21 protein-coding genes and 1 tRNA gene are annotated in these 26,391 nt (G+C 55.2%); 13 read left to right on the forward strand and 9 right to left on the reverse strand.

Going from position 1 to position 26,391, the window contains the following annotated elements:
• Positions 1-334 precede the first annotated feature (334 nt).
• Together Tam1G_RS00805 and Tam1G_RS00810 are read right to left on the reverse strand one after the other, a co-directional pair.
• The gene (locus Tam1G_RS00805; protein WP_033891899.1) at positions 335-1,108 is read right to left on the reverse strand and encodes a nitroreductase family protein; all 774 of its coding nucleotides are present in this window, start codon (positions 1,106-1,108) and stop codon (positions 335-337) included.
• Between the two features lie 57 nt (positions 1,109-1,165).
• Positions 1,166-1,543: a DUF4235 domain-containing protein gene (locus Tam1G_RS00810; protein ID WP_033891901.1), complete on the reverse strand. Its 378-nt coding sequence runs from the start codon at positions 1,541-1,543 to the stop codon at positions 1,166-1,168.
• Positions 1,544-1,637: 94 nt separating this feature from the next.
• Here Tam1G_RS00810 and Tam1G_RS00815 point away from each other — a divergent pair, with 94 nt between their 5' ends.
• Both Tam1G_RS00815 and Tam1G_RS00820 read left to right on the forward strand, forming a co-directional pair.
• Positions 1,638-2,351 (forward strand): histidine phosphatase family protein, encoded by a 714-nt coding sequence (locus Tam1G_RS00815; protein WP_033891902.1) that lies wholly within the window; start codon positions 1,638-1,640, stop codon positions 2,349-2,351.
• A gap of 558 nt (positions 2,352-2,909) precedes the next feature.
• On the forward strand, positions 2,910-4,256 hold the full coding sequence (locus tag Tam1G_RS00820; protein ID WP_101625123.1) for an ABC transporter substrate-binding protein: 1,347 nt from the start codon (positions 2,910-2,912) through the stop codon (positions 4,254-4,256).
• A gap of 452 nt (positions 4,257-4,708) precedes the next feature.
• Here the strand turns inward: Tam1G_RS00820 and Tam1G_RS00825 are convergent, their stop codons facing one another.
• Positions 4,709-5,725, reverse strand: a complete 1,017-nt coding sequence (locus Tam1G_RS00825) for a LacI family DNA-binding transcriptional regulator (protein WP_101625124.1) — start codon at positions 5,723-5,725, stop codon at positions 4,709-4,711.
• Positions 5,726-6,088: 363 nt separating this feature from the next.
• Here Tam1G_RS00825 and Tam1G_RS00830 point away from each other — a divergent pair, with 363 nt between their 5' ends.
• The 3 genes from Tam1G_RS00830 (at position 6,089) to Tam1G_RS00840 (ending at position 8,804) form a co-directional block, all read left to right on the forward strand.
• A complete protein-coding gene (locus Tam1G_RS00830) occupies positions 6,089-6,943 on the forward strand; it encodes a carbohydrate ABC transporter permease (protein ID WP_101625125.1) in 855 nt (284 codons plus the stop codon).
• Positions 6,943-7,785 (forward strand): carbohydrate ABC transporter permease, encoded by an 843-nt coding sequence (locus Tam1G_RS00835; RefSeq protein WP_033891907.1) that lies wholly within the window; start codon positions 6,943-6,945, stop codon positions 7,783-7,785. The genes Tam1G_RS00830 and Tam1G_RS00835 overlap by 1 nt, the downstream gene beginning before the upstream one ends.
• A 413-nt stretch (positions 7,786-8,198) precedes the next feature.
• A complete protein-coding gene (locus tag Tam1G_RS00840) occupies positions 8,199-8,804 on the forward strand; it encodes a DUF624 domain-containing protein (protein ID WP_033891908.1) in 606 nt (201 codons plus the stop codon).
• Between the two features lie 120 nt (positions 8,805-8,924).
• On the opposite strand, the gene Tam1G_RS00845 is transcribed toward Tam1G_RS00840, so the two are convergent.
• A complete protein-coding gene (locus tag Tam1G_RS00845) occupies positions 8,925-10,403 on the reverse strand; it encodes an amino acid permease (protein ID WP_033891909.1) in 1,479 nt (492 codons plus the stop codon).
• A 335-nt stretch (positions 10,404-10,738) separates the two neighbouring features.
• On the opposite strand from Tam1G_RS00845, the gene Tam1G_RS00850 reads away from it, so the two are divergent.
• Positions 10,739-12,283, forward strand: a complete 1,545-nt coding sequence (locus Tam1G_RS00850) for an amino acid permease (protein WP_101625126.1) — start codon at positions 10,739-10,741, stop codon at positions 12,281-12,283.
• Between the two features lie 86 nt (positions 12,284-12,369).
• Here Tam1G_RS00850 and Tam1G_RS11560 read toward each other — a convergent pair whose 3' ends face one another.
• Complete coding sequence (locus tag Tam1G_RS11560; RefSeq protein WP_156099609.1) at positions 12,370-12,516, reverse strand: hypothetical protein; 147 nt, start codon at positions 12,514-12,516, stop codon at positions 12,370-12,372.
• A gap of 280 nt (positions 12,517-12,796) precedes the next feature.
• Between Tam1G_RS11560 and Tam1G_RS00855 the strand changes: the two genes are divergently transcribed.
• From Tam1G_RS00855 to Tam1G_RS00865, 3 genes are all read left to right on the forward strand, one after another.
• A complete protein-coding gene (locus Tam1G_RS00855; RefSeq protein WP_033891910.1) occupies positions 12,797-13,282 on the forward strand; it encodes a MarR family winged helix-turn-helix transcriptional regulator in 486 nt (161 codons plus the stop codon).
• 185 nt (positions 13,283-13,467) lie between these two features.
• The gene (locus Tam1G_RS00860) at positions 13,468-15,267 is read left to right on the forward strand and encodes an ABC transporter ATP-binding protein (protein ID WP_101625127.1); all 1,800 of its coding nucleotides are present in this window, start codon (positions 13,468-13,470) and stop codon (positions 15,265-15,267) included.
• Positions 15,268-15,295: 28 nt separating this feature from the next.
• Entirely contained in the window at positions 15,296-17,137 is a 1,842-nt protein-coding gene (locus Tam1G_RS00865) for an ABC transporter ATP-binding protein (RefSeq protein ID WP_051917543.1), read from the forward strand.
• 243 nt (positions 17,138-17,380) lie between these two features.
• Here the strand turns inward: Tam1G_RS00865 and Tam1G_RS00870 are convergent, their stop codons facing one another.
• Positions 17,381-18,415, reverse strand: coding sequence for an FAD:protein FMN transferase (locus Tam1G_RS00870; RefSeq protein WP_033891913.1), 1,035 nt, complete (start codon positions 18,413-18,415; stop codon positions 17,381-17,383).
• A gap of 85 nt (positions 18,416-18,500) precedes the next feature.
• Between Tam1G_RS00870 and Tam1G_RS00875 the strand changes: the two genes are divergently transcribed.
• The 3 genes from Tam1G_RS00875 (at position 18,501) to rsmI (ending at position 21,263) form a co-directional block, all read left to right on the forward strand.
• Complete coding sequence (locus Tam1G_RS00875; RefSeq protein WP_033891914.1) at positions 18,501-19,919, forward strand: MFS transporter; 1,419 nt, start codon at positions 18,501-18,503, stop codon at positions 19,917-19,919.
• Positions 19,920-20,047: 128 nt separating this feature from the next.
• Positions 20,048-20,120 (forward strand) — tRNA-Ala (locus Tam1G_RS00880).
• 114 nt (positions 20,121-20,234) lie between these two features.
• Positions 20,235-21,263, forward strand: coding sequence for a 16S rRNA (cytidine(1402)-2'-O)-methyltransferase (gene rsmI, locus Tam1G_RS00885; RefSeq protein ID WP_033891915.1), 1,029 nt, complete (start codon positions 20,235-20,237; stop codon positions 21,261-21,263).
• A gap of 7 nt (positions 21,264-21,270) precedes the next feature.
• On the opposite strand, the gene Tam1G_RS00890 is transcribed toward rsmI, so the two are convergent.
• Both Tam1G_RS00890 and Tam1G_RS00895 read right to left on the reverse strand, forming a co-directional pair.
• Positions 21,271-21,633, reverse strand: coding sequence for a variant leucine-rich repeat-containing protein (locus tag Tam1G_RS00890; protein WP_237746146.1), 363 nt, complete (start codon positions 21,631-21,633; stop codon positions 21,271-21,273).
• On the reverse strand, positions 21,630-22,292 hold the full coding sequence (locus Tam1G_RS00895) for a hypothetical protein (RefSeq protein ID WP_033891916.1): 663 nt from the start codon (positions 22,290-22,292) through the stop codon (positions 21,630-21,632). Before Tam1G_RS00895 ends, Tam1G_RS00890 begins: the two co-directional genes overlap by 4 nt.
• Before the next feature lie 348 nt (positions 22,293-22,640).
• Between Tam1G_RS00895 and metG the strand changes: the two genes are divergently transcribed.
• A complete protein-coding gene (metG, locus tag Tam1G_RS00900; protein WP_033891918.1) occupies positions 22,641-24,515 on the forward strand; it encodes a methionine--tRNA ligase in 1,875 nt (624 codons plus the stop codon).
• Positions 24,516-25,337: 822 nt separating this feature from the next.
• On the opposite strand, the gene Tam1G_RS00905 is transcribed toward metG, so the two are convergent.
• A complete protein-coding gene (locus tag Tam1G_RS00905) occupies positions 25,338-26,354 on the reverse strand; it encodes a hypothetical protein (protein ID WP_081890116.1) in 1,017 nt (338 codons plus the stop codon).
• Between the last annotated feature and the right edge of the window lie 37 nt (positions 26,355-26,391).

Below are 26,391 nucleotides of genomic sequence, written 5' to 3' on the forward strand. Positions count from 1 at the left end.
GATCCACAACTTAGCTACAAGCATGTGCCACTCAACCAAGAATTAAAGCCTCACAGCCGCAAACGTGGCTATAAGCCTCGTCGCCGCTAACTACGTTATCCTCTGATATGCAGCAGTTTTACCAATATTGCCAAACGAAACAGTCAGCGTATACGCAATAAATGTTTGCACCGATTGGTCGATTTCCACGCTTAAGGCGAATACAACAGCAACGGATTACTTAGGGAAATCGTTAGAACGCGGCTGAGGGGACATCCAGTGTGCGGTCTCACACAATGAGACCGAACACTGGAGCATGAGGTTACATTGTTGGGCTTATATATTATTTATCTCTCTACTTATCCAGTTCGAAGCCTTGTGCTGCGGCCTTTGGCAGCAGTGTCTGGCGGCTGACATCCTGACCGCTGACCGTGGCAATCTGATCACTGAATGCGTCCACCGGGCGGTCGGTCTGACGCAAATCGTAGTACTGATGCACTTCGGCATCGAAATCATCGAGTGCGGTAAGAGTATCAGTAGCTGCATCATCAGCCGGATACATGTTCTCGAAGAACTGCATCTCACGCGGCATACGCGGCTTCAATGCCGGCTCCTGATCAGGCTTGCCGATAGCCAAGCCCAGCACCGGATACGTGTACTTCGGCAGCTTCAGTGCGTCGATAACACCCGGAATATCGTTCAGAATCGAACCAAGAATCACGCAACCGAGCCCCAACGAATAAGCGGCAGTTTCCATCGCATGCAGTGCCAGCACGGCGTCATTCTGCGCCTGAGTGAAGCGATAACTGTACTTCAAGTGGAATGCATCAGACGCAGGATTGATGCCCTTGCGCTCAGCAATGCGGGCGTTGCGGTGCTCGTCGATTACGAACACGTACAGCAGTGGAGCTGTGGCGATATACGGCTGATGGCCGAATTCAGCCATCTTGGCCTTGAGTTCTGGATCGGTGATGCGAATGGCAGACCAATCATTCAGAAACTGGCTGGATGCAGCATGCTGGGCAACGGTTTCAAGAGTGGCAACGGTATCGGCATCGATGACCTCATCCTTGAACTTACGAATGGAACGACGGTTCAGCAGCGTCTCAATAGTGGAATTAGTAACCATACCTGCAATTGTTGCACGCAGGGCCGCGCCTGAACATGTGGATGCTCTCAGAGCGAATTACTTGCCGGCCTTGCGATGCATGCGGTCCACAAATGCTTGAGAACTATGATCGGAAAGCTGGGAAACCACGGCTCCAAATGCTGCAGAGATTGCAGCGAACGCCAAACTCAGCAGGAAGCCCTGAGGTGCATCGGCGGCAAGTCCTTTACGAATATTGCGGCGGGCCACACCCTTGTTCCACACCATTTGCAGCATTTTGCCGGCAATAAGACCAGCCACAGTCGGTACTGCGGACTTGATGAGCTTATCTCCCAATGAATCCGGGTCACTGAGCCTGCGCTCGCGTGCAGCGTTGACGGCATCGTCGACGCGGTGCAGCCCCTGGACCACCTGATCGGCTTCAGTGGAAAATGCGGAGTTCGGTTCATCACTCATAGTCACCAGTCTAAAACACAGTCGAATCATACTGAATCATAAAAGGCGTGTGGCGTGGGTAGAGTCTCGGCCTGACGAAGACTACAGTGGAGGCATGAGCGAACAGAATGTGAATGGCACCGTCGCCGTTGAATCATCTCGTGGTGGGTCAGGTTTTTTGGTGTTGTTGCGCCACGGGCAAACCGTGTGGAGCGAATCCGGGCAGCATACAGGTCGCACGGATATTCCGCTAACCGAAGTTGGCCGTCAGCAGGCCGTGGACGCGGGGGAGCGCTTGCGTGAGGCTTTCCCGGATGGGTTTGCGCCGGATTGTGTGTTCTCCAGCCCGCTTAAGCGCGCTCGCCAGACCGCTGAATTGGCCGGATTCGAAGGTTGTGGTGTGCTCGATGGCATTGCCGAATGGGATTACGGTCGAGCTGAGGGACGCACACGCCAACAGGTGAGCGAAGCCAGCGGCTTTACATGGGATATTTGGCGCGATGGGCCGCGCTCACTGAACCCTGATTTGGAGGGGGACTGGGTGGAGACGTTGCCTTCCGGCGAGCGGGTTCCCGTGCACAATGGCGAGGGTGAGACCTTGGACGAGGCTGCTGCTCGTGCCAAGGGCGCTATTGACGAGGTGCTGCCTCGGCTGGAGAGCGGCCATAATGTGCTGCTGGTGGCGCATGCCCATATTCTGCGTATTCTGACCTCGCAGTGGCTGGGTGTGGATCCGCATTTCGCGCGCCTGCTGCGTCTTGATACTGCGCATTATTCGGTGCTGAGCGTATACAAAGGCGATCATGTGATTGAGCGGTGGAACGCTTGATTGTGATGCTGCTATGTAGTGCTGCGCGCTGATCGGTGTGCGCGGCTGCTGCGCGCGCTAGTGTATGTGGCCGTTGTGCATTTGTGCTCGCGTGAATTCGTAAGCCCGCTGTATAGGCGGGCTTTTGCTGTATTGAGGTGGTTGTTTTCTGCATTTGCGCGAGGGGCAATGCGAAAGGGGTGCTGTCTGCAATGCTTCTTCTGTGCTCGTATGCGTAGGTATTGCTGGGATGTGACGGATTTTAGCGGCTTGGATTGCAAACGATGGCGGTAAGTGCCGATAGTTGACGAGAACGTAGTCATTTTTATGTGATTTGTCTATGTTTGCGCTCTCATTTATTGCGAACGCTTGCATTCTAGAGCTTTGTAATAAACCCTTGAAAAATTAGTGTTTCTTCAGTATTTATGCGTTCGCCGAGGTTCTTTAATGCAATTTAGGCGCGCCGGTAATGCCATCGTTTGCAAAAAGAAGCAAACCGTTGCACAATAGTGCATGTCGATAGTTGTGAAGGTGCTGCTAACGGCATCGCTTCTAACCGGAACCCGATTGGAAGCCTCGATGAAAGAGAAAGGTTCGAAGATGAATCGCACAATCAAGTCTGCGGTTGCAGTAGCGGCTATTGCTGCAATGTCTCTGGGCACTTTGGCTGCCTGCGGAAGCTCCACTTCCGGCGATGACGCCAAGGGCAAGGTCTACTACCTGAACTTCAAGCCGGAAGCCGCCGATCAGTGGGTTGCTCTGGCCAAGGAATACACCAAGGAAAAGGGTGTAGAAGTCAAGGTGCAGACCGCAGCCTCCGGCACTTATGAGCAGACCCTGAAGTCCGAAATCGCCAAGACCGAAGCCCCGACCCTGTTCCAGGTCAACGGCCCGGTTGGCTACCAGAACTGGAAGCGCTACACCGCTGATCTTTCGAACACTGACATCTACAAGGAGCTCACCAACCAGAATGTGGCTCTGAAGGATGGCGACAAGGTTGTGGGCGTGCCGTACGTGATGGAAACCTACGGCCTGATTTACAACAAGGACATCCTCAACAAGTACTTCGCTCTGGACGGTGCCAAGGCCACGTCCATCGACGAGATTGACAACTTCGATACGCTGAAGGCCGTGGCTGACGACATGCAGGCCCGCAAGGATGAGCTCGGCATTCAGGGTGCGTTCACCTCCGCTGGCTTCGATTCCAGCTCCGACTGGCGTTTCAAGACCCACCTGGCCAACTTGCCGCTCTACTACGAGTTCCAGAAGGACAAGGTCACTGAGCAGCCGGCCACCATCAAGGGAACCTACCTGCCGAACTACAAGAAGATCTTCGATCTGTACATCACCGACTCCACCACTGATCGCACTCAGCTGAGCGCCAAGACCGGCGATGATGCCAACTCCGAGTTCGCACTCGGCGAGGCCGCCTTCTATCAGAACGGTACTTGGGCTTGGACCGACCTGCAGAAGGCCGGTATGAAGGCCGAATCCGTGGGCATGATGCCGATCTACATCGGCGTCAAGGGCGAAGAGAAGCAAGGCCTGGCCACTGGTTCCGAGAACTACTGGTGCATCAACGACAAGGCTTCCGATGCCGACAAGAAGGCCACTGAGGACTTCCTCTCCTGGGTGATTACCTCCGACGCCGGCAAGAAGGCCCTTTCTCAGGACATGGGCTTCACCACCCCGTTCAAGACCTTCGACGACGTCAAGTTCGATAACCCGCTGACCGAGGCCGCTGTTGCGGATCAGAAGTCCGGCAAGACCCAGGTCTCCTGGAACTTCACCATGATGCCGTCTGAAGAGTGGAAGAACAAGGTCGGCCAGGCTCTGCTCGAGTACGCTCAGGGCACCGGCAACTGGGATGCTGTGAAGACCGCCTTCGTGGACGGTTGGGCTTCCGAGTACGCAGCTTCTCACTGAGTTTTTCACTGAGTTGATTGGGTGATTCCCCCGAATCGCCTAATCAACAACTGTGAGAGTCGCAATAACTGCAATAACTGAACATTAATAACTGAAAAAACGGCGGCACCTTGTGCCTTTCCCCTCCTTCGCATGAGATGCCGCCCATTCTCTTACTCCACTTCATGTGTCTCCTTCTCCTTAAACGTGTGGGCCCGTCGCTCTGAATGAACGACGGGCCCACACGCGTTGTTAGACGGGGTTGTTGGGCGTTGTTAAGCGGAAGAGCCAGATGAAAGACTGTAGGTTTTCTAACACTGACTGTAGGTTTTTGAACAAAAAACGTTGGAAATCCTACAGTTGGCGTCCAAAAACCTACAGTCTTTATATAAATCCCTACAGTCAGTGTTGGGAAACCTACAGTCAGCGTTCAAAAACCGTCAGTCATGGGAGGGATGGTAGGTTTTGTGCGTCTACTTAACGCGCGACGTTGACGCGCGAACCACCAGATGCGCCGGACAGCTTACGAACGGTTGCTCGATGGTCTTCTCCTCGATAAGATCAAGCGTCATGCGGGCGGCCTTGCGTGCCATATCCACTGGATCCTGTCGAATCGTAGTCAGACCAATGTCGTCGGTGTAGAAGCTGTCGTCATAGCCGATAAGCGATACATCGCCAGGCACGGAGAAACCGTTGCGTTCCAGCTGGAACAGCAGCGGAAGCGCAATACCATCTTCCTGACAGGCGATGGCAGTGGGCATTTCATCCAAACTCATCAACTGAGTGACCACATCGCTGATTTCATAATGACCGTCCGCATTCACCTTGCAGACGTTGACCTGCGGCTCGATGCCTTCCTTGCGGCAGCAGGCGGTAAAGGCGTTGAATCGGCTCTGCACGGAGAAGCTCAGTGAAATCTCGCGATCCGTGCTGATATACGCAATGCGGCGGTGTCCAAGAGTAACCAGATGGCGCGCGGCCAGCGTAGAGCCTTGTGCATCATCAATGTTGACGGCTGCGGTGAATCCGCGGGCTTGTGCATCAACCGAGTTGATGCCGACAATTGGCACATCCACTGAAGCAAGCTGTGCGATTTCATTGTTGTCGATATCGAACGACACCACAATCACGGCGTCCGCATTGCGGCGCACGGGCAGCATTTCAAAGAATTCCTTGCGTTCCTCAATACTGGAGATCTGGAAGATTGAAATATCGTATCCCTCCGCGTGAAGCACTTCGTTGAGGCCTTCAATCACGGAAGCGGTGAACCACAAGCGAATGTGGCCGCTCATCAGCACTGCGATGCGCAGCGAACGACCGGATTTCAGTGCGGCTGCAGAGCGGGAGAGTGAGAAATTCAATTTATCTGCGATAGCCAGCACGCGCTCGCGGGTTTTGGCCGAGACCAGGTCCGGTCTGGTGAACGAGCGGGAGACGGTGGAGATGGAAACCCCGGCTTGTTGTGCGACGTCTTGGATGCTCGTGGACATTCGTGCCCCTTTGCGTGAGGAAACTGGTTTGGATTCGACTTCTTAAGTGTACATGTGATTTCCATACGACAAGAAGATGAAAACGATTGTATTGCAAACGTTTGTAATACCGAATCAATAATAAAGAAAATGGCTTAAATAAGCCGTTTTATGGACTGAAAAGGTAGTCTATGCAAGTGATTGACAAAGCTGGGAAACGCGATAAATGACAACGTTTGACATATTGCTGTGCAGCATTTACGATATTCGTAGGCTTGAACAAGGGCGAGACTGAGCGATCAGTACCCGTTCGGCGGGCTGATACTGAGAATGTTCCGCTTCGACGCACGATGTAGTGCAGCGGACTCAAGGAGGAGGAAAGTCATGATCAGCATGGCTGGTAAGGCGATACGCAGGTGGTGGGCGCTATTCGCGCTACCTACGTTTGCCGCATTCATTATCGGATTTTTGGTGCCGTTCATCATGGGCGTGTACCTGAGCTTCTGTGAGTTCACCACGGTTACCGACGGTGAATTCGTAGGGTTGAAGAACTACACCAAAGCGCTGAAGGATCCGGAATTCCTGCATGCTCTTGGCTTTTCTACGGCGTTCACCATCGTGACCACCATTGTGATCAACGTGGTTGCATTCGCCATCGCCTACATGCTGACCAAGGCCATTAAGGGCTCCACAATCTTCCGTTCGGTGTTCTTCATGCCGAACCTCATCGGCGGCATCATTCTGGGCTACATTTGGCTGCTGCTCCTGAACGGCGTGCTCGCCCACTGGGGTCGCGCCCTGACCTACAAGGCTTCCTACGGCTTCTGGGGCTTGGTCATTCTGGTGTGCTGGCAGCAAATCGGCTACATGATGATCATCTACATCGCCGGCCTGCAAGCGCTGCCCACCGACGTGCTTGAGGCAGCTGCCGTAGATGGCGCGAACGGTACCCAGACTATGTTCCGCATCATCATCCCGCTGATGATGCCGTCCATCACCGTGTGCTCCTTCCTCACCGTGACCAACGGTTTCAAGCTTTACGATCAGAACCTCGCTTTGACCAACGGCGCACCAAGCAACATGTCTGAAGGTTTGGCATTGAACATCACCCGTACCTTCTACGGCCGCATGGGTTGGGAAGGCGTCGGCCAGGCAAAGGCTGTGCTGTTCTTCATCCTGGTGGCGATCATTGCACTTATTCAGAACAAGCTCACCACGAGCAAGGAGGTGGCAGCCTGATGAACGAGAACAAGCCCGTGAAGCATGGCCCGGTCTGGACTGCTCTGTTTACCGTCGTTTCACTCTTCTGGATTTTCCCGATTGTTCTGGTCTTGATCAACTCCTTCAAGCAGAAGGCGTACATCTCCAAGAACGCATTCTCCTTGCCGACCGGCAAGGCATTCGTGGGATTCGAAAACTATACGCGTGGTGTTGAAACCACACAGTTCTTCGCATCCTTCGGCTGGACCCTGCTCATCACCGTGGGCTCTGTGGTGCTGATTTTGGTGTGCACGTCGATGTGCGCATGGTGGATTGTGCGCGTGAACAATTGGGCAGCCAAGTTGCTCTACACGTTGTTCCTGTTCAACATGATTGTGCCGTTCCAGATGGTGATGTTCACCCTCTCCAAGATTGCCGATATGTTGAAGCTCAACACTCCGTGGGGTTTGTGCATCGTTTACCTCGGTTTCGGCGCCGGCCTGGCCGTGTTCATCTTCACCGGTGTGATTAAGGGCATTCCGCAAGAGCTTGAGGAATCCGCCATGATCGATGGTGCTTCAGTACCGCGCATCTTCTTCCAAATCGTGGTGCCGATTATGAAACCGTCGATTGTGTCCGTGGCCATCCTTGAAGCCATGTGGATCTGGAACGACTACCTGCTGCCGTACCTGACTCTCGACCTCGGCAAGTACAAGACCATCTCTGTGGCCGTGCAGTACTTGAAGGGTGGTTACGGTTCTGTGGATATGGGCGCCATGATGGCCTGCCTGGTGCTCGCCATCATCCCGATCATCGTCTTCTACCTCGTCTGCCAGAAGTACATTGTGAGCGGTGTTATGGCTGGGGCTGTTAAGGGATGATGACTAGTGTCATCATCCCTTAGGGGGAAGTCCGGTGGACTTTCCCCAAGCCCCAGCCTGAGCGAGGCGGTAGCCGAGCGAAGGTGATGTTGAGCCTCGCCATAGGCGAGTCCGTAATTGCAGGGCCGTCAAGGGCTGAGCTAAGGACTGAGCTTAGTCGTTGGCCGAGCGCAAGAAATTCGGGTAAATAGAGGCATCTTCCCGAATTTCTTGCGTTGAGCATTAGTCAGTGCAAAGAATTCGGGAGAATAGGGTTGCTTTCCCGAATTTCTTGTAGTGAGCGGCTGTCAGTGCAAGAAATTCGGGAGATAGCCAGTAATTTCCGGAATTTCTTGCGCGTTGATGATGTGGCGCTGACGTGTAGCGTCATAATGCAAGAGGTACGTATTTAATAACGGCTAAAAGGAGACTTGATGAACTGGCTTGCGCCCGATTCCAAATTTATGCGTGCGTGGGGCAATCTGGTGGACGGCGTACTCGTCAATCTCCTAATGTTGGTCACTTCCATCCCCATCTTCACCATCGGAGCTGCGCTCGCCGCCGGGCAGAGTGCCAGCCGCAAAGCCTTGGAGGGCGAAGGCAAAGGTGTCGCCGCAAACTACTTCAAGGCATTCAAATCGAACTTCGCTAAAGCCACACTGTTGTGGCTGCCGTTCTTAGTCGTACTTATCGGACTGGTTTATTCGTGGATTGTGTTGCAGATTACGCCACTGCTTGTGCCCAAGTTTGCGCTGAGCATCCTGTGGATTATTGGTTTTGAATGGGTGTTCGCACTGCAGGCTCGATTCGAAAATACGGTGGGCGGCACATTGAAGAACGCCTTTATCTTCGGTATCTCCCATATTATTGCCACGATGATTTTGGTGGCTATCGATGCAGTATTCGTGGCATTACTGGTCGCCAGCTGGTTCTATATGCCCGGTGGATTATTTCTGTTGGTGGTGCTGGGCTACGGATCAATGTTGATGATTCATGTGCCCATCACCGAACGCGTCTTCAAGCCGTATTTGACGGCATAATTGCGTATTTTGTCTCGGTAGCTTGTAAGCGCTGGAATTGCGTTACCGGGGCCGAAAATCTTGTCTCGGTAGCGCAACTCATCAGGCAATTGCGCTACCGAGACAAGAGAGACCCATAAATTACTTCTTAGCCTGCGTCAGCTGATAGGCCACGAACAGGATGGCCAGCCAGATCACGCCGGCGATGACGGCCACGCGGTAGCTGGCGGAGAAGCACATCAGCACCACCACAAGTGCGAGGAACGCCAATACGACCCACGGGGTCACTTTGGCGAACGGCAGCTTAAAGTGAATGGAATCCAGCGCTTCCTGGCCGGACTTGCCAGACAGCTCGGTATCCTCAGGGGCTCCACCAGCGGCAACCACCTTGCGGAACTTCATCTCCGTGAACATGATCATCGTCCAGTTGATGATGCCGGCGATCGTGGCGATTGACATCAGATAGTTGAACGCAAACTCAGGCCAGACGAACACCACGACCACAGCAATCGCGGTAATCACGGCGGACGTCAGCACGCCGGCCACCGGTACGCCCTTGGAATTCAAACGACCCAGGTATGCGGGCGCGTTGCCCTGCTTGGCCAGCGAGTACAGCATGCGGGAGTTGGCGTACAGGCCGGAGTTGTAGACGCTCATCACGGCGGTGAGGCACACGAAGTTCAAAATGCCGGCGGCTGCATGAATGCCCACGGAATCAAAAATCTGCACAAACGGGCTGGACTTGCCATCGATGGTGTTCCACGGCACCACGGCCATAATCACGCCAAGAGCGCCGATGTAGAAGACGAGGATTCGCCAAATGATGTCGTTAGTGGCGCGTGGGATCGTGGTGCGCGGGCCCTCGGTCTCACCTGCGGTGATGCCGATCAGCTCGGTGCCGCCGAAGCTGAACATCACCACGACCAAAGCCATCAGCAGGCCGGTCCAGGAGCCATCGGAAGCGCGTCCCATCAGACCATTCGGGAAGAATCCGCCGCCCACGGTGAACCAGTTAGCGAAGCTTGCCTTGATGCCAGATGCGGTAGGCAAGGCGAACACAATCACGGCGAGGCCGCCGATAATCATGGCGATCACAGCCACAATCTTGATAATGGCGAACCAGAACTCGAATTCGCCGAACTTGGAGACACCGAGCAGGTTCGCTGCGGTAATCAAAACCAGGAACACGGCGGCCGAAACCCACGTCGGGATAGCTGGGAACCAATAGTTCACGAAGCTGCCCACCACGGCCAGCTCCACCATAGACACCAGAATGTAGTTGAACCAGTAGTTCCAGCCGGAGATGAAGCCGGCTCGCTTGGACCAGTAGCGGGTGGCGTAGTAGCTGAATGCGCCGGCCTTCGGGTCTTCCACCGACATTTCGGACAGCGCGCGCACGATCATGAAGATTGCAAAGCCACCGATTAAGTAGGCCAGCAGAATGGATGGGCCTGCCAACGCGATGGATTCGCTGGAGCCGTAGAACAGGCCGGTGCCGATGGCACCGCCGAGGGCAATCAGCTGAATATGGCGGTTTTTCAAGGATTTACGCAACGTTGCCGGCACTGGCACGTCGTCGGTTTCGCGCGGCTTGGTGCTGGGCGCTTCATTCGTACTCATAGTGATTCCTGTTTCTCTCAGTTCTCATGCTCGCGTATATATGGCGCTATGCCATCGTGCAGCCCGCCAATATGCGCAATGCGGGCCATTGTAAGCCGATTTGATTACGATTGCGCGCCAGCATGGGTTGTCATGGACGGCGAAGATACGTTCAATCATAAAAAGTTCAATTTATGAAGCTGGAAATTGAACTTTTTGCAATTGCTGACATACGCCAATATCGCTGCTTGAACTCATGTATCGCACTGGTAAACGGCATGGTGCTAAAGTTTGAACTTGCATTGAACAAGCGGGCGAGGCTGGAACAGCCAAACGCCAGGAAGAGAAACATACGCATGGTCGAATCGAAAACAGCCGCCAGCAGCGGTACTACTAGCGCGGCAAACGCTCCGGGCAGCGGTTCTGGCGAGCTTAAATCCGTAGAAAGCTTGGATCACAACAATGAGATGGCTCGAGGCCTGAACAATCGCCACGTACAGTTCATCGCCATCGGCGGCACCATCGGTACCGGCCTGTTCTTGGGGTCGGGCAAATCGATTGCGTTGACTGGTCCGAGCATCGTGTTCGTGTACATCGGTGTGGGCATCATCATGTTCCTTTTGATGCGCGCCATCGGCGAGCTGATGTACCGCGACCCGAGCCAGCACACGTTCATCAACTTCATCACCCGCTACCTTGGCAACGGTTGGGGCAAGTTCGCCGGCTGGTCGTACTGGATTGTGCTTGTGCTCATCGGCATGAGCGAAATCACGGCCGTCTCGACGTATTTCATCACATTCTTCGATACGTTCGGTATGGATCTTTCGCATTGGAAGTGGCTGATTGAGCTGTGCTTCCTTGCGGCGCTCGTGACTATTAATTTGATTGCCGTCAAAGCGTTCGGTGAGGCTGAATTCTGGTTCTCGATGATTAAAATCACCCTGATTTGCGCGATGATTGCCACCGCTGTGGTCATGGTGGTGATTGGCTACCATTACGATGCCGTGCAAATCACTGGTCAAGACGGTGTTTCGCCTGCAGGCCATGCTGGACTCGACAACATCACCAATAACTTCTCGATTGCGCCGAACGGCTGGCTGAGCTTCCTGATGAGTTTCCAGATGGTGTTCTATGCCTACGAAATGATTGAGTTCGTGGGTGTGACCGTTTCCGAAACGCAGAACCCGCGCAAGGTGTTGCCGAAGGCTGTGAACGAGATCATTATCCGCGTGCTCATCTTCTACGTGGGCGCACTGCTGGCCATTATGGCGATTGTGCCGTGGACCACGTTCAAGCCGAACAAGGACGGCTCCTTCGCATCCCCGTTCATCATGGTGTTCCAGTATGCCGGCCTCAAGTGGGCTGCCGCGCTCGTGTTCTTCGTGGTGATCACTGCAGCGTCTTCTGCGTTGAACTCGCTGCTGTACTCCGCTGGGCGCCACCTCTACCAGCTGGCTGCAGACTCCGAATCGCCTACATTCCAGAAGATCGGCGTGGTCTCCAAGCGCCAAGTTCCGGCCCGCGCAATCCTGGTGTCTGCGGCACTGATTCTGCTTTCTCCGATCATCAACTCGATTCCTGGCATTTCCAGCGCGTTCGTGCTGTTCGCCTCCGCCTCCAGCGCCGTGATCGTATTCATTTACGTGCTCACAATGGTGGCTCACCGCAAGTACCGTCGCTCCGCCGACTTCATCGCCGACGGCTTCGTGATGCCGGCTTGGAAGGTGCTCAATACCTTGGCGATCGCGTTCTTTGTGTTCGTCTACTGCACGCTGTTCCTCGCGGACGATACGCGAGGTTCCGCCATCGCCGGCTTGGTATGGCTGGTGGTGTTCGGCGGGTACTGCCTGCTGCACGACCGCTTCCAGAACCGCGATTTGAAGGAAGCGTTGAGCAAGTAAACCTGCTAGCTTGTTACGCTCATAAAAATCGGCTTCACGTTCGTTCGTGAGGCCGATTTTTGTTTGCGATTGATATGCTTGCCGGGTCAGCTGTGTACTGGGCGAGCCGAGTACTGCAATGCTCCATGCACCAGTGCAGACGTGAAATGCATATTGCACATGCCTGCTTCTTCTGCTTCATGTGTGCAGCCGGCTATGCTGCAGAGCAGCACCTTATGAGTACGATTCATCATGGTCCCCCTTCATTGGAGATGGCTTCAGCGCCATCATGTAGCTTTCAGCATAGACGTAGTTCGTTACAAACGCTAGAAAATAAGGCGTTTCTGCCTTGGATGTGTGGTTGTGGGTGCTTATTGAGACATGCGGAACAGCAATGCTGCATCTTATACACTTTTGTTTATAGTGTGAGATATTATTGGTGGCGGTTGCGGGCGGTGTGGTGCTGAGCTCAGTAATGGCTGCGTCTGCATCTGGATTGTGTATTTACGGTTCTGTATGCAAAGGAGGCATACCGTGGGCTATGAGGAAGAGGCGGTGGATGAGCTGTGGCGCGATGTGTGGTGCCACCGGTCTCAGGTGCAGCGCGACCTCAATCATGGTGCGGGTGAGTCCTTTGTGATTCGCATGCTGGCCCATCGGGGCACCTCGTCTCCCTCGCAGATTGCCGATGCCATGCATGTGACGAGTGGACGCATCTCCGCGGTTCTGTCCGCATTGGAGAAAAAAGGCCAGATTGTGCGGTCTGTGGATCCTCAAGATCGTCGTGCAGTGCGCGTGGAGCTCACTGATGCGGGCCGGGAGCGTGGGCGTAAGGACATGCAGGAGATGCGTAGCGCCATTTGCTGGATTTTCTCGCAGATGGGGGAGCGGCGCACGCGAGAATTCGTGGACTTGGCGCGCGAATTCTCCGTCTACATGTCGCTATGCAAGCCGGGCAAGCCTCGGCCTACTCCTGAGGAAGTGCGCAAGGCGTTCGAGAAGGATTCCAGAGATTCGTAAAGCACGCGTAACGCCATTCATCGCAGGCTAAGCGCATCCTGATTCTGCTCATAGTGAATTTTTGGATGTCATTCAGTCACGCATAATATCTTACAGTGTAAGTAATAAATACTAGAAATAATCAAGTACTTTTGATTGCTTCCCTGGGGCAGCAATCTCAATAATCAACAACGCAAGGGGAAACAATGCTTCGCATCATGAAATATCTCTCTAAAGCGGAGATAGGCCAGATGCTGCTCGCACTGGTGACCATCGTGGGGCAGGTCTTCTTCGACCTGAAACTGCCCGACTACATGGCGGACATCACCACGCTGGTTGAAACACCGGGCAGCAATATGCAAGACATTTGGATTGCGGGCGGCAAAATGCTGCTCATATCACTCGGCTCCGTAGCATGCGCCATCATCACCGGCTACATCGCTGCACGCGTCGGCTCCTCGTTCACGCAACGTTTGCGCTCACTGGAATTCCGCCAGGTCGAATCATTCGGCCCGGCCGAAATGAACCACTTCTCCACCGCGAGCCTCATCACCCGCTCCACCAACGACATCACACAGATTCAGATGTTCATTACTGTTGGCTTGCAGCTTATCGTCAAATCGCCGATCATGGCGGTCTGGGCCGTGGCCAAAATCGCAGGCGAAGGCTTCGAATGGACGCTGGCCACCGGCATCGCCGTCGTGATTCTGCTGGTCGCCATCGCTGTGATGATGGCAATGGTGATGCCCAAGTTCAAGGCTATGCAGACCCTCACCGACAACATCAACCTTGTCGCCCGTGAGAACCTCACCGGTCTCAAGGTTGTGCGCGCTTACAATGCCGAGGATTATCAGGAGTCCAAGTTCACCAAGGCGAACAAGGAGCTCACCGAAACCCAGCTGTTCACCAACCGGACTATGGCGTTCATGATGCCGCTAATGAACACCATCATGAACGGCCTGATGCTCGCCGTCTACTGGATTGGCGCCTACCTCATCAATGCCGCCGAGCTTACCGATAAGCTCACTCTGTTCTCCAACATGGTGGTCTTCTCCAACTATTCCGTGCAGGTCATCATGAGCTTCCTCCTGATGAGCATGGTGTTCGTGCTCTGGCCGCGTGCCGATGTTTCCGCACAGCGTGTGCTCGAAGTACTCGATACTGAGCCGATGGTGGAAAACTGCACCAAAGCCGCCGCCGACATCGCCAAAACTGGTCAGCGTGGCGCGGTGGAGTTTAAGAACGTGAGCTTCACCTACCCGGATTCGCGCGAAGCCATGCTCGAGAACATCAACTTCAGCGCCAAAGCCGGACAGACGGTCGCGTTCATCGGATCCACCGGTTCCGGCAAATCCTCGCTGATCAATCTGGTACCGCGTTTCTACGATGCCACCCAAGGCCAGGTGCTGGTCGATGGTGTGGACGTTCGTGACTACGACCTCAAGACCTTGCGTGACAAGATCGGTTACGTGCCTCAGCAGTCGGTGCTGTTCAAAGGCACTGTGGCCTCCAATGTGAGCTACGGCGACAAGCCGGGCGACTCCAAGGCTGCCGAACGTGCCGGCATATCCGCGGAACAGATGAGCCGCATCAAAGCGGCTGCCGACGTGGCACAAGCCAGTGAATTCGTCAACCGTATGGACGGCGGATTCGAAGCATCGATCGCACAGGGCGGCTCCAATGTCTCCGGCGGCCAAAAGCAGCGTCTCTCCATCGCGCGTGCAGTCTATCGTCACCCGGAAATCCTGATTTTCGATGATTCGTTCTCCGCGCTGGACTTCAAAACCGACCGCGAAGTGCGCGAAGCGCTTGCCTGCGAAGCCAAGGACTCCACCAAACTCATCGTGGCCCAGCGCATCGGCACCATCATGAACGCCGACCTGATCGTAGTGCTGGACGACGGCAAAATCGTCGGCCAAGGTACCCACAAAGAACTCATGGAAACCTGCGAGGTCTACCAGCAGATTGCCGAATCCCAGCTCAGCAAAGCCGAGCTGATGGCCTGACCAAAAGAGTCAACGAAAGGACTTACCAATGCCAAGAGGACCTATGGGGCACGGGCCGGGCGCAGGACGCACGGTCGAAAAGCCCAATGATTTCGGCAAAGTCATGGGCAAACTCGTTGCCTACTGCCGTAACTACATTCCAGTCATCATCATCGCACTCATCTTGGGTGCAGCCGGCACCGTCTGCCAAATCATCGGGCCAGACAAGCTCAAAGACATGACCAATGCCATCGTCAAAGGCCTGCCCGCCATCGTGAACGGACGTCCGGTCATGCGTGCGATCGACCTCGCTGAAGTCGGGCGCATCGCCTGGCTGCTGGTCGCCCTGTACGTGGGTTACGCCGTGCTCAGCTACATCCAAAGCTGGATGATGGCCAACGTCACCCAGCGCACGGCCCAACGTTTGCGCGAATCCATCTCCATCAAAATCAACAAACTGCCGCTCAAGTACTTCGACAAAGTCAGCTACGGCGACGTACTTTCCCGCATCACCAACGATGTGGACGCCATCGGCCAGACGCTGGGGCAGAGCCTCGGCTCGCTGATTACTTCGGTGACACTGTTCGTGGGTGCGCTCGTCATGATGTTCTACAACAACGTAATCATGACACTGTGCGCCATCGGAGCCAGTCTGCTCGGTATGGTCTTGATGATGCTGATTATGAAGGCTTCGCAGAAGTACTTCGCGCAGCAGCAAGCTGCACTGGGTGACGTGAACGGTCACGTGGAGGAGATGTACGCCGGGCACGTGATTGTGAAGGCGTACAACGGCGAAGCTGATTCGATTCGCCGCTTTGAGAAGTACAACGCGGATCTGTACGAATCCGGCTGGAAGTCGCAGTTCCTCTCCGGCCTGATGATGCCGCTCATGAACTTTGTGGGCAACTTCGGCTACGTGGTGGTGTGCGTGGTGGGCGCGGCGCTCGCTATGGATGGGCAGATTGAATTCGGCGTGATCGTGGCGTTTATGATGTACATCCGCCTGTTCACCCAGCCGCTCTCCCAGTTTGCGCAGGCCTTCCAGAATCTGCAGCGTTGCGCGGCCGCCGCCGAGCGCGTGTTCGGCTTCCTCGAGGAGCCGGAAATGGCCGACGAATCCGCCAAGCCGGCGTTGCTGGGGTCGGATGGGCATAAGGTTCGTGGCGACGTGGAATTCAGCCATGTGCAGTTCGGCTATGAGCCGGGCAAGCCGATTATCCATGATTTCTCGGCCTCCGTGGCGGCTGGCCAGAAGGTGGCCATCGTGGGTCCGACCGGCGCGGGCAAGACCACGATGGTGAACCTCTTGATGCGCTTCTACGAAATCTCCGGGGGCTCGATTTCCATTGATGGTGTGGACACCGCAAGCGTGCCGCGTTGGAATGTGCACGACCAGTTCTCGATGGTGCTGCAGGACACGTGGGTATTCCGTGGAACAGTTCGTGAAAACATCGCATACGCGCAGCCAGGCGTGACCGATAAGCAGATTGAGGACGCTTGCAAGGCTGTCGGCTTGGACCACTTCATCCGCTCCTTGCCGCAAGGCTATGACACGGTTCTGGACGATAAGTCTTCGCTCTCGGCGGGTCAGAAGCAGCTGCTGACGATTGCTCGCGCAATGGTGCAGGATGCCCCGATCCTGATTCTCGACGAGGCGACCTCTTCCGTGGATACTCGCACGGAAGAGCTGATTCAGAAGGCTATGGATGCGCTAACCGTGGGCCGCACGTCGTTCGTGATTGCGCACCGACTCTCCACCATTCGCGACGCCGACATGATTCTCGTCATGAACCACGGTGACGTGATTGAGCGCGGCACTCATGAGGAGCTGCTTGCGGCGGGCGGGTTCTACGCTGATCTCTACAACTCCCAGTTCACTCTCACCAGCTGATGGAATTTGTGCGCCACGGTAGCGCATTGAGGGCCGATTTGCGCTGCTGTGGCATTGCCGCGTGCCACAGCAGCGCCATTTGAGCCCTAATTACAGAGGCGTGGCGCAAAAATCGCTGAAATCCGGTGAGTTTATGCGGGCGGATGTGCCATGCGACTGCAATTTGGGTGTATTTGCATTGGTGTGACATTAAGACTGGGGATGAGGCCGCAAAACCGGTCGTTGCACTCTCGTTCCTCCCATTTATGCCGTGAAAAAGCCGCCCGGGAAGTTTGGGGACTGGGCGGCGGCGCGGTCAGCGCGGAGTATCGCGCAATCAAAATCAAAATACCGGCGTAATTGCTCGGCTGGAGTAGTGAATAGGGCGGTGGCCAAGCCGTCGGCGATGGCGGTTGGACGTGACACGCTGCCGTCGAATTGATTTACAGCAACCCATGTGGCCGCAACGTCATCGACAGGCAGCCCATCGATGGCATTGAGGAGATGATGCAGCTGATGCCCGGCCGCCTCGCCCCAATGGCGGCGGCTGGGTGAGCTTGCGCAGAATGCGCCATCGCTCACAGCTGCTGTGCCCACTGCACTACTCGGATCTGCCGGATCCTCAAGTGCAATGGTGACGGGCTCGGCCATGTGAATCAACAAATCGCCGCCCGCGTCAATCACAAAGGCATCAGTATGCGATGCCAGTACTCCCGCAATCAAATCCACTAGATATCCCTTTCCGCATGCGCCAAAATCAAGCGCGACCGGGCGGTGTGTGACCAGCGTAGTGCCGTGGCGTTCCACGTCATTGCGCCATGTTGGGCGGCCATGAATCGAGCCGAGATGCCCACCATCATTCCCCAAAGTATCTGGCGCAACGGTAAACGAATATTCGGCGTCATAGCCCAGACGAATCAAATCCTCGCCAACGCACGGGTCAATGGCCCCCTCGGTGGCTTCAAACAGTCGGTCATACAAATCGAACAAGCCGGTGCACCAATCGGGAAAATCAAACGCGCCGCCATGCTCGGCCGTGCGCATCTGAGACACCGGCGAATGCGGTCGGAAACGGGAAAGTGCGGATTCGTAGATGTCAATGAAGATGTCGATGGCATCGTACAGCGAGATAGTTTGGTCGGAGTTGGACTCTGATGCAGCCGCATCGTTGCCGCTGAACAACAGTGGGGGCACAGTAATGGGGGTTTCTGCGGATGCTGTGGATTGCACTATCAGCCCTGTGCCAAGGGCGTGCGGGAATGCCATCGTGTACGGCAGCTGTTCATCGAGACTGGTCATGGCTACTATCGTAATGGGCATGAGTGTTGGCTGAATTTGCAGTGATACACTGCTATTGACATAGCGTCAACAAGGAGGTTTGGCTATGAGCGGTTCTGATCGAATTTCCATTGATGCGCAAGCCGGTGCATCGGCGATTTCGACAATCAAAGACTTACCCATCGCCAAAGTATGGGCGTTCGCGGTCGGCCAGTTCGGCTGGGCGCTACTTTCTGGCATCATTTCAAACTGGCTTGTGTACTTCTATCAGCCTGATCAGGAAACCATCTCACAAGGCCAAACTGTATTCGTGCCTCAAGGCTTGGTAGTACTCGGCATCGTGACCGTGGTGGGCGGTATTACCGCGTTCGCGCGATTCTTTGACGCATTCGTAGACCCAGCTGTAGCCTCACTCTCCGACCGGTGCAATGCCAAAGCCGGCCGCCGCATGCCTTTTCTGAAATTTGCGGCCGCACCGCTGGCCATCATCACCGTGCTCGTGTTCTGGAGCCCGATTAATGGCACAAGCTGGATTAATGGCGCGTTCCTGTTCGTCACTGTGATTGGCTACTACATTGCGCTTACGTTCTACTGCACCCCATACAACGCGTTGATCGCCGAGCTTGGGCATGATTCCAAGCAGCAGCTCACCATCTCCACCGCGATTTCATTCACCTGGGTGGCCGGCACTGCCATCGCTTATGTTGCGCCAGTGATTTGGGGTGGATTGGTGCCAGATCTCGGTCGCATCACTGCCATTCGTGTGACCTTCACCATCATGGCCGCCGTGGCGTTCGTGTGCATGCTGGTGCCGCCACTCGCCATTCGTGAGAAGGACTACGTCAACTCCCAGCCAACCTCTGAATCCACGATTGAATCCCTGAAGCAGACCTTTGGCGACGGCGAATTCCGTAAATTTGTCTGCTCGGACGTGGTGTACTGGGTGGCCATCACCACCTTCCAAACCGGCCTGCCGTTCTTCGTCACGAGTTTGTTGAAGCTGCCGGAAACCACTACGACCATATACTTCGTACTGATGACTGGCGTTTCCGTGCTGTTCTATGTGCCGGTCAATATTTTGGCCAATAAGGTCGGCAAGAAGAGGCTGCTGCTGGTGGCCTTTGTGATTTTCACCTGCGCGTTTGCCTTCGCTGGCGCACTTGGTTCAGGTGCTCTCGGCTTCCTGCCGGCAATGGCGCAGGGCTTGATTCTTTCGGTGGTGGGTGCCATCCCGATGGCGGCGTTCGGTATTCTGCCGCAGGCCATCGTGGCGAATATTGCGGACGCCAGTTCGAAGACCACTGGTCAGGATCGCCAAGGCATGTTCTATGCGGCCCGTACTTTTGCGATGAAAATGGGTCAGTCTGTAGCCATGCTGCTGTTCACCGGTGTTTCCACCATCGGCATGGCATCCGGTGCCGGCTACCGTATCGCAGCCGTATGCGCCGCGGTATTGTGCGGCTTGGGCGGCATTGTGTTCGCGTTCTACAACGAGAAGAAAGTGCTCACGGTACTCGAACAGTAACACCGAGCCTCATACGGCTTCCCAGAACGTGCATGCCGTTGGGGAAGCCGCATGGCCTTGAATTGCGTTTGACGGCACATCGTACTATATTTATGCGAGTTGCTTTGCGCAGCAGGGCAACAATCCAAGGGGCTGTAGCTCAGTTGGTAGAGCGCTTCGTTCGCATCGAAGAGGTCGCGGTTTCGACTACCGTCAGCTCCACTTGGGTCGCTTGCATTCATTCCACCGCGAGCGGCCCTTTTCTTTTTTCTTCTGATTTCTGATTGTGATTGTCAATCGAGCGATTAACTCCGTGGGGTGGGGAATACTGGAGATATGACAAGCGCAGAGAACATGGCAGACGAGATGATTGAGCAGACCGCTGAGGAGCAGACGGTGCTGGCCACGGGAAATGCCGCTGAGAGCGCGGACTCTCAGGCTAATGAAACTAGTGCGGTGGATGCGCGTGCTGCAGCGGTAAACATTCCAACCGGCACTGTGGTACTTGCTGCTACGCCTATCGGCAATATTGGTGATGCTTCCGCCCGCCTAGTAGCGCTGCTGGAACGTGCGGATATCGTGGCCGCGGAAGACACCCGCCGACTCTACGATTTGGCCCGTCGCCTTGGCGTTTACGTATCCGGTCGAGTGGTGGCCTATCACGATCACAACGAACGCAGCAAGGCCGATGGCTTGCTTGATCAAGTGGAAACCGGCGCAACCGTGCTCGTGGTTTCCGATGCGGGCATGCCGACCATCAACGATCCCGGTCTTGCTATCGTGCGCCGCGCCATCGAACGCGGCCTGCCGGTAACCTGTGCGCCCGGTCCCTCTGCAGTATTGGACGCGCTCGCGCTCTCCGGTCTGCCTACTGATCGCTTCTGCTATGAAGGATTCCTGCCGCGCAAACATTCTGAACGTGTGCAGGCATTGCGCGCGTTGCTGCCCGAGCGTCGCACCATCGTGTTCTATGAAACGCCTCATCGCATCGCCGATTCGATGGATGACCTGCTGGATGCGTTCGGCCCGAACCGTCCGATGGCATTGTGCCGCGAACTCACCAAAGATTATGAGCAGGTGCGCCGCGGTTCGATTGGCGAGATTCGTCAAAGCGTGATTGATGAGCCGCCGCGCGGTGAAATGGTACTGGTGATTGGTGGTGCTTCCGATGAGGAAGCGGAAGCCGCCGCGCCTAATTCCTTAAGCGTTGAAGATTTGGCTGTGCTGGCCATCGACCGAGCATTGGAAGATGGATTGCGCATTAAAGACGCGATTGCGCAAGTAGTGCAGGAGCATCCGCTGCCTGACGGTTCATTGGCAAACCGCAAGCAAGTGTATGCGGCTGTGCTTGAGATGAAGAGCTGACAGTCGTTCATTCATCATCGCTATTATTTTCCAGCGATTCGAGCAGTACCTCCAACGCCTGCCGAACTCCTGGCCCACCTGCCTGCGAGATGAATTCGAGCAGACTGGCATCGGCGGCTGGATTCGCTACAATCCAGCGACGCAATTGCGGCACATGCTGTGCGATATGCCAGAGCACGTCAATATCCGTATCTGGCGAACAAGCCACTTGAGGATTCAAAACGATGGGTGGAGCCGGAGGCGTAGTCAAGTCTGCAATTGGTGATGATTGTGTCTCAGTTTCCGGTTCAGGCAACCGATGCGCGCGCTGCAGTTTGCGCAGTCGCCGGGTAGCCGGCAGCTGTTGTATGGTTTGCAGCCAACTGCTCATACATATCGTCCCGCCGTCACATTATTGATTTCCCGCTGAATCGCATCAAAAAATTCCCGCGCGCGGCCTGCGTACTTATGATGCCGATGTTCTTTGATGATCTGCAGGCAATCATTGGGGCGAAATTCATAAGCGGACATGAGCTGACACACCAGATTATTCAGGGTTGATGGATCCGGCTCATCATCAGGTGCCATAACAAGATCGCAAGCGGTTCGTGCCGGCGTGGTAATGGTCAACGGGCCGACTTTAATGATCTGTTCCGGCAATGTAAGCCGCTTGAATACACGAATTCGCCGCCCGGCGCATGATGATCGGAAATGAGACGTGGAAATAACGTCGATAGTGTCCGGGAAGTCGGTGCCGCCTAGCCAAACCCAGGCGGCCGTGCGTGTGCATGCCACAGTGCCGAATGGGGCGATTGCTGCGACGATGGAAGCGCGCCCATACAGTGTGCTGGCATGCTCAGACCAATACGCAGAGGATTCGTCGAGCTTGCTGACTGTGCCGAATTCAGCCAGCCAGTTCATGCTGAGTGGGCCAGGCAGGTCTCCGGTATGCAGCAATGGCGGAATGGTCGGCTGCGTGACTCCGGCGGAGGCGGCAGTTGACGCGATGATGCGTGCGGCGTTCGTCTTTGAACGAGATGTAGTGCTCATGCTCCTTACCGTGGCACAATCTCGTTGTAAGCGCCACCGACTTTGCGAAAACGGTGGATAAGTGGATAACTTATGCCAGTTCGCGCGGATTGTGGATAACGGTGGATAACTCGCGTGGTCCTGGGAGTAAGGACGGGCTTCGCCCGCGGCTTTCTGGCTTGACTGTCGTCGAGCACACGTTCGCTGGACAGCCCACTGGGCTGTCCCTAATGCGGCGTGGTCCCGCAATTATGGTCAGGCTTCGCCTGCGTTTTTCTGGCTTGACTGTCGTCGAGCACACGCCTACAAACAGCCCACCGGGCTGTTTGCTTAACGGCGTGTCCCCTGTACGCCCGATAATCGGGGTTTATGAGTCATGTTTTGGTGAATGTTGCTTGGCCGTATGCAAACGGCCCCCGTCATATTGGCCATGTCGCCGGCTTTGGTGTGCCGTCCGACGTCTACGCGCGCTACGAGCGCATGAAGGGCAACGACGTGCTTATGGTCTCCGGTACCGATGAGCACGGCACCCCGATCCTCGTGGAAGCCGAAAAGGAAGGCCTCTCCGCACAGGAGCTAGCCAACCGCTACAACCGCGTGATCGCCAAGGATTTGTGCGATCTCGGTCTGAGCTACGACCTGTTCACTCGCACCACCACCGGCAATCACGAGCATGTGGTGCAGGAGATGTTCAAGCAGTGCCTGAAGAACGGCTACATCTACAAAGGCACCCAGCAGGTGGCTATCTCCCCATCCACCGGCCGTACCCTGCCGGACCGTTACATTGAAGGCGAATGCCCGATCTGCCACGCCGAAGGCGCTCGTGGCGACCAGTGCGATGCTTGCGGCAACGAGCTCGATCCGGACGAGCTGATCAACCCGGTTTCCAAGATCAACGGTGAAACTCCGCGCTTCGAACAGACCGAACATTTCTTCCTTGACCTGCCGGCGCTTGCCGAAGCCAACAAGGCATGGCTGGAGACCCGTAAGGGCTGGCGTACCAACGTTATCAACTTCTCCCTTGGTCTGTTCAAGGAAGTTAAGCCGCGCGCCATTACCCGCGACATCGACTGGGGTATCCCGGTGCCGGTTAAAGACTGGATCGACAACCCGAACAAGAAGCTGTACGTGTGGTTCGACGCTGTGATCGGCTATCTGTCCGCATCCATCGAATGGGCCCGCCGCCAGGGCGATCCGGAGAAGTGGCGCGAATGGTGGAATGATCCGAGCTGCCCGGCCTACTACTTCATGGGCAAGGACAACATCACCTTCCACTCTCAGATCTGGCCTTCCGAAATGCTGGCCTACAACGGTCAGGGTTCCAAAGGCGGCGAAACCGGCCCGATGGGTCCGTTGAACATGCCTGAGCAGGTTGTGGCCTCCGAGTTCATGACTATGGAAGGCAAGAAGTTCAGCTCTTCTCGCGGCATCGTGATCTACGTGAAGGACATTCTCGCCCGCTACCCTGTGGACGCTGTGCGCTACTACATTTCCGTAGCTGGTCCGGAATCCTCCGATTCTGACTTCACTTGGGCCGAGTTCGTGCGTCACAACAACGAAGAGCTCGCCTCCTCTTGGGGCAACCTGGTGAACCGCGTGGCCAACCTGATTAACAAGAACTTCGGTGAGATTCCGGCTTTGGACGAGAACTCCATGACCGACGAGGATCGCGGCCTGCTGGAGGAAACCGCTGCCGCATTCGACGTGGTCGGCTCCTCCATCGAGTCCCATCACCAGAAGCACGCACTGGCTGAAGCTATGCGTATCGTTGGCGACATCAACAAGTACATTTCCGCCACCGAACCGTGGAAGATTAAGGACGACCCGGCTCGCCTCGGTACTGTGCTGCATGTGGCTGCCCAGGCTGTCTCCGATGCGAACCACCTGCTCGCACCGTTCCTGCCGCATTCCGCTCAGAAGGTGTGGGAGGCTCTTGGCGGCACCGGCACGTTCTCTCCGCTGCCTGAGCTGCGCGAAGTCGAGGATCTCGACAAGCCCGGCTTCAAGTACCCGATCATCACCGGCGACTACAAGCTCGGTGTGAACGTGCACCCGTGGAAGAGCGAGCCTATTGAGGTTGGCGCTGTGGTGCCGAAGCCGAAGCCGATCTTCGCCAAGATCCCGACCGAGGCTGTGGAAGAGGAACTGGCTCGCTTCGACGAGGCGCTGGCTGCTCGCCGCGCCGCTGAAGCTGAGCGTTTGGCTGCAGAGAAGGCCAAGCTGGCTGCCGAGCAGGCTCAGTGAGGCTCAATATAGCGAGTTCTTTGGAACCGAACTAACGAATGCCGTGGATGCTGCTACTGCTCCACGGCATTTTTGTTGCTCGAAAGTGGCTGCGTGTTCGCCTGATTGCCGTTTCCTTGGACAATCGGCGCTGTTGTGATGGGTAGCGTTACAAAGCCAACACAGTTTGCCAAGAAAACTCTCAGAAAAGCACATCGTATCGCCAAGGAATGGGCGGTTATATAGAACATGTCAACGGATGAAGTTCATACCGATGGCGAGGTTTCCGAACCCCATAACTGAACCCTTCTTCTCTCTTCTCTCTCACCCGGCGCTTCTCACGCCGGGTTTCTTTTTTGGCATGAAGCCCGACGCGCTGCCGACGGTATCTAATACCCCCTTAGGAGGCAGATCTATGCTTTAAGGGCATAGGTTATCTGCTGAAATACGTGAGTGCTGTCTCGGTTGCCGAACGAACCGGTTTATGCGCGAACCGTGCCATTTTTCCTTGTCCCGGTAATTCATTTTGAATCTTTTTTGAGGAACCGAGACAGATTTCGACTTAAATCAAATCAACTCGATTACGCACGTCAAAAGAAAAAGCTTGAAATTTCAACGTTTTGGATTGTTGGTGTTCTCGTTGCTCAGGCAATATAGTCATATAGATTGTCTCGGTTGCTTGTAAAAGGGCGTAATTGCGAACCGGGACAGCAGGAAATGTCCCGGTTGCCCCGTTAATCGATTGACACAACTACCGAGACATGAACTTGGTCATATCCGGTCCTCGTTCAGGACATATACGGATATGCGCATTGAGATCAAGCCTGGTGCTCAAGTTTTGAGCTATTGCTTCTGCTTGCGCTGAGCAATTTGCGCGAGTGGAGTTTCGGTCACGGTGAAATTCGTGGAAGCCCCTCGTAACGTTAGTTGTCTGGCGGCATGATAAGCGAGCTCGGCTCGAGACGGCTCGTCGGCCAGATTCGAGGCGGTTGCGATAATGACAACCCAATCGTGATGCCGCAATTTCTCTCGTTTCTCTTGGTCTCGACGCCATTGTGCTTTGTCGGTGCGATGCTGGTCGCCGTCGTACTCGATTGCGACGCGGAACTCAGGCCACGCCAAATCTACCGTTATAGGCGAGCCGTTTTTGAAGGTTATGCCTGGAACCACATAATTGGTCACGGACTGTGGAAGTCCATATTTGGTGGTTGTGATTCGGATCTCCGATTCTTTTGGGGAGTCTACGTATGGTGCCGTGAACTTCAATGCAAGTAAACAGGATGATTTCGCATTGAACTTCGGCATGTTTCTTATGCATGCGGCCATGTCTCGCTGTATGCCTTCGGGGTTTCGCCCGTGAGCCAGGTTTGGTTGCCGTGCTATTGCGGTAATGATTGCGTCTGCGAGGATTATGAGAGATTCAAGTGAGCAATGCGATGCGAGTTGTGCCCAAGTGTGCACTAAATCTAATGCATATACGTATTTGTTGATGCGTACATTCCTGGCCATGTGAAGCGGCTTCCAAACATGTGGGACTGTTGGCAGACTTACAGTTCGCAATCTTTTCCTGTGGGAGCTGGATACGGTATGCAAAACGGTAGCGTCCATAGCGCATCCGCTTGGTACGGGTACTGATTGCAGTAGCAATGATGTGGTCATGCCGAAGAGCAAGGGTTGTTTGATTTGCTGCGCGGCGTCGGTGCAGCGCTTGATGGTGTCACGTTTTTGTTGAGCAAGATTTTCGTGCATGGTTGCACTTGAAGTATCGGTAATGATTGTGTGCCTCGGCTGGCGATACTCCGCCTCATGGCCGAGGATGCGCTCATCTTCGAATACTCCAGATGGAGGTGTGCTGTTCATAGTGCCACGCTAACGAAGAGCGAATTTCTGCGCCACC

This window comes from Bifidobacterium imperatoris (assembly GCF_002860405.1).
In the GTDB taxonomy this organism is placed as follows: Bacteria; Actinomycetota; Actinomycetes; order Actinomycetales; family Bifidobacteriaceae; genus Bifidobacterium; species Bifidobacterium imperatoris.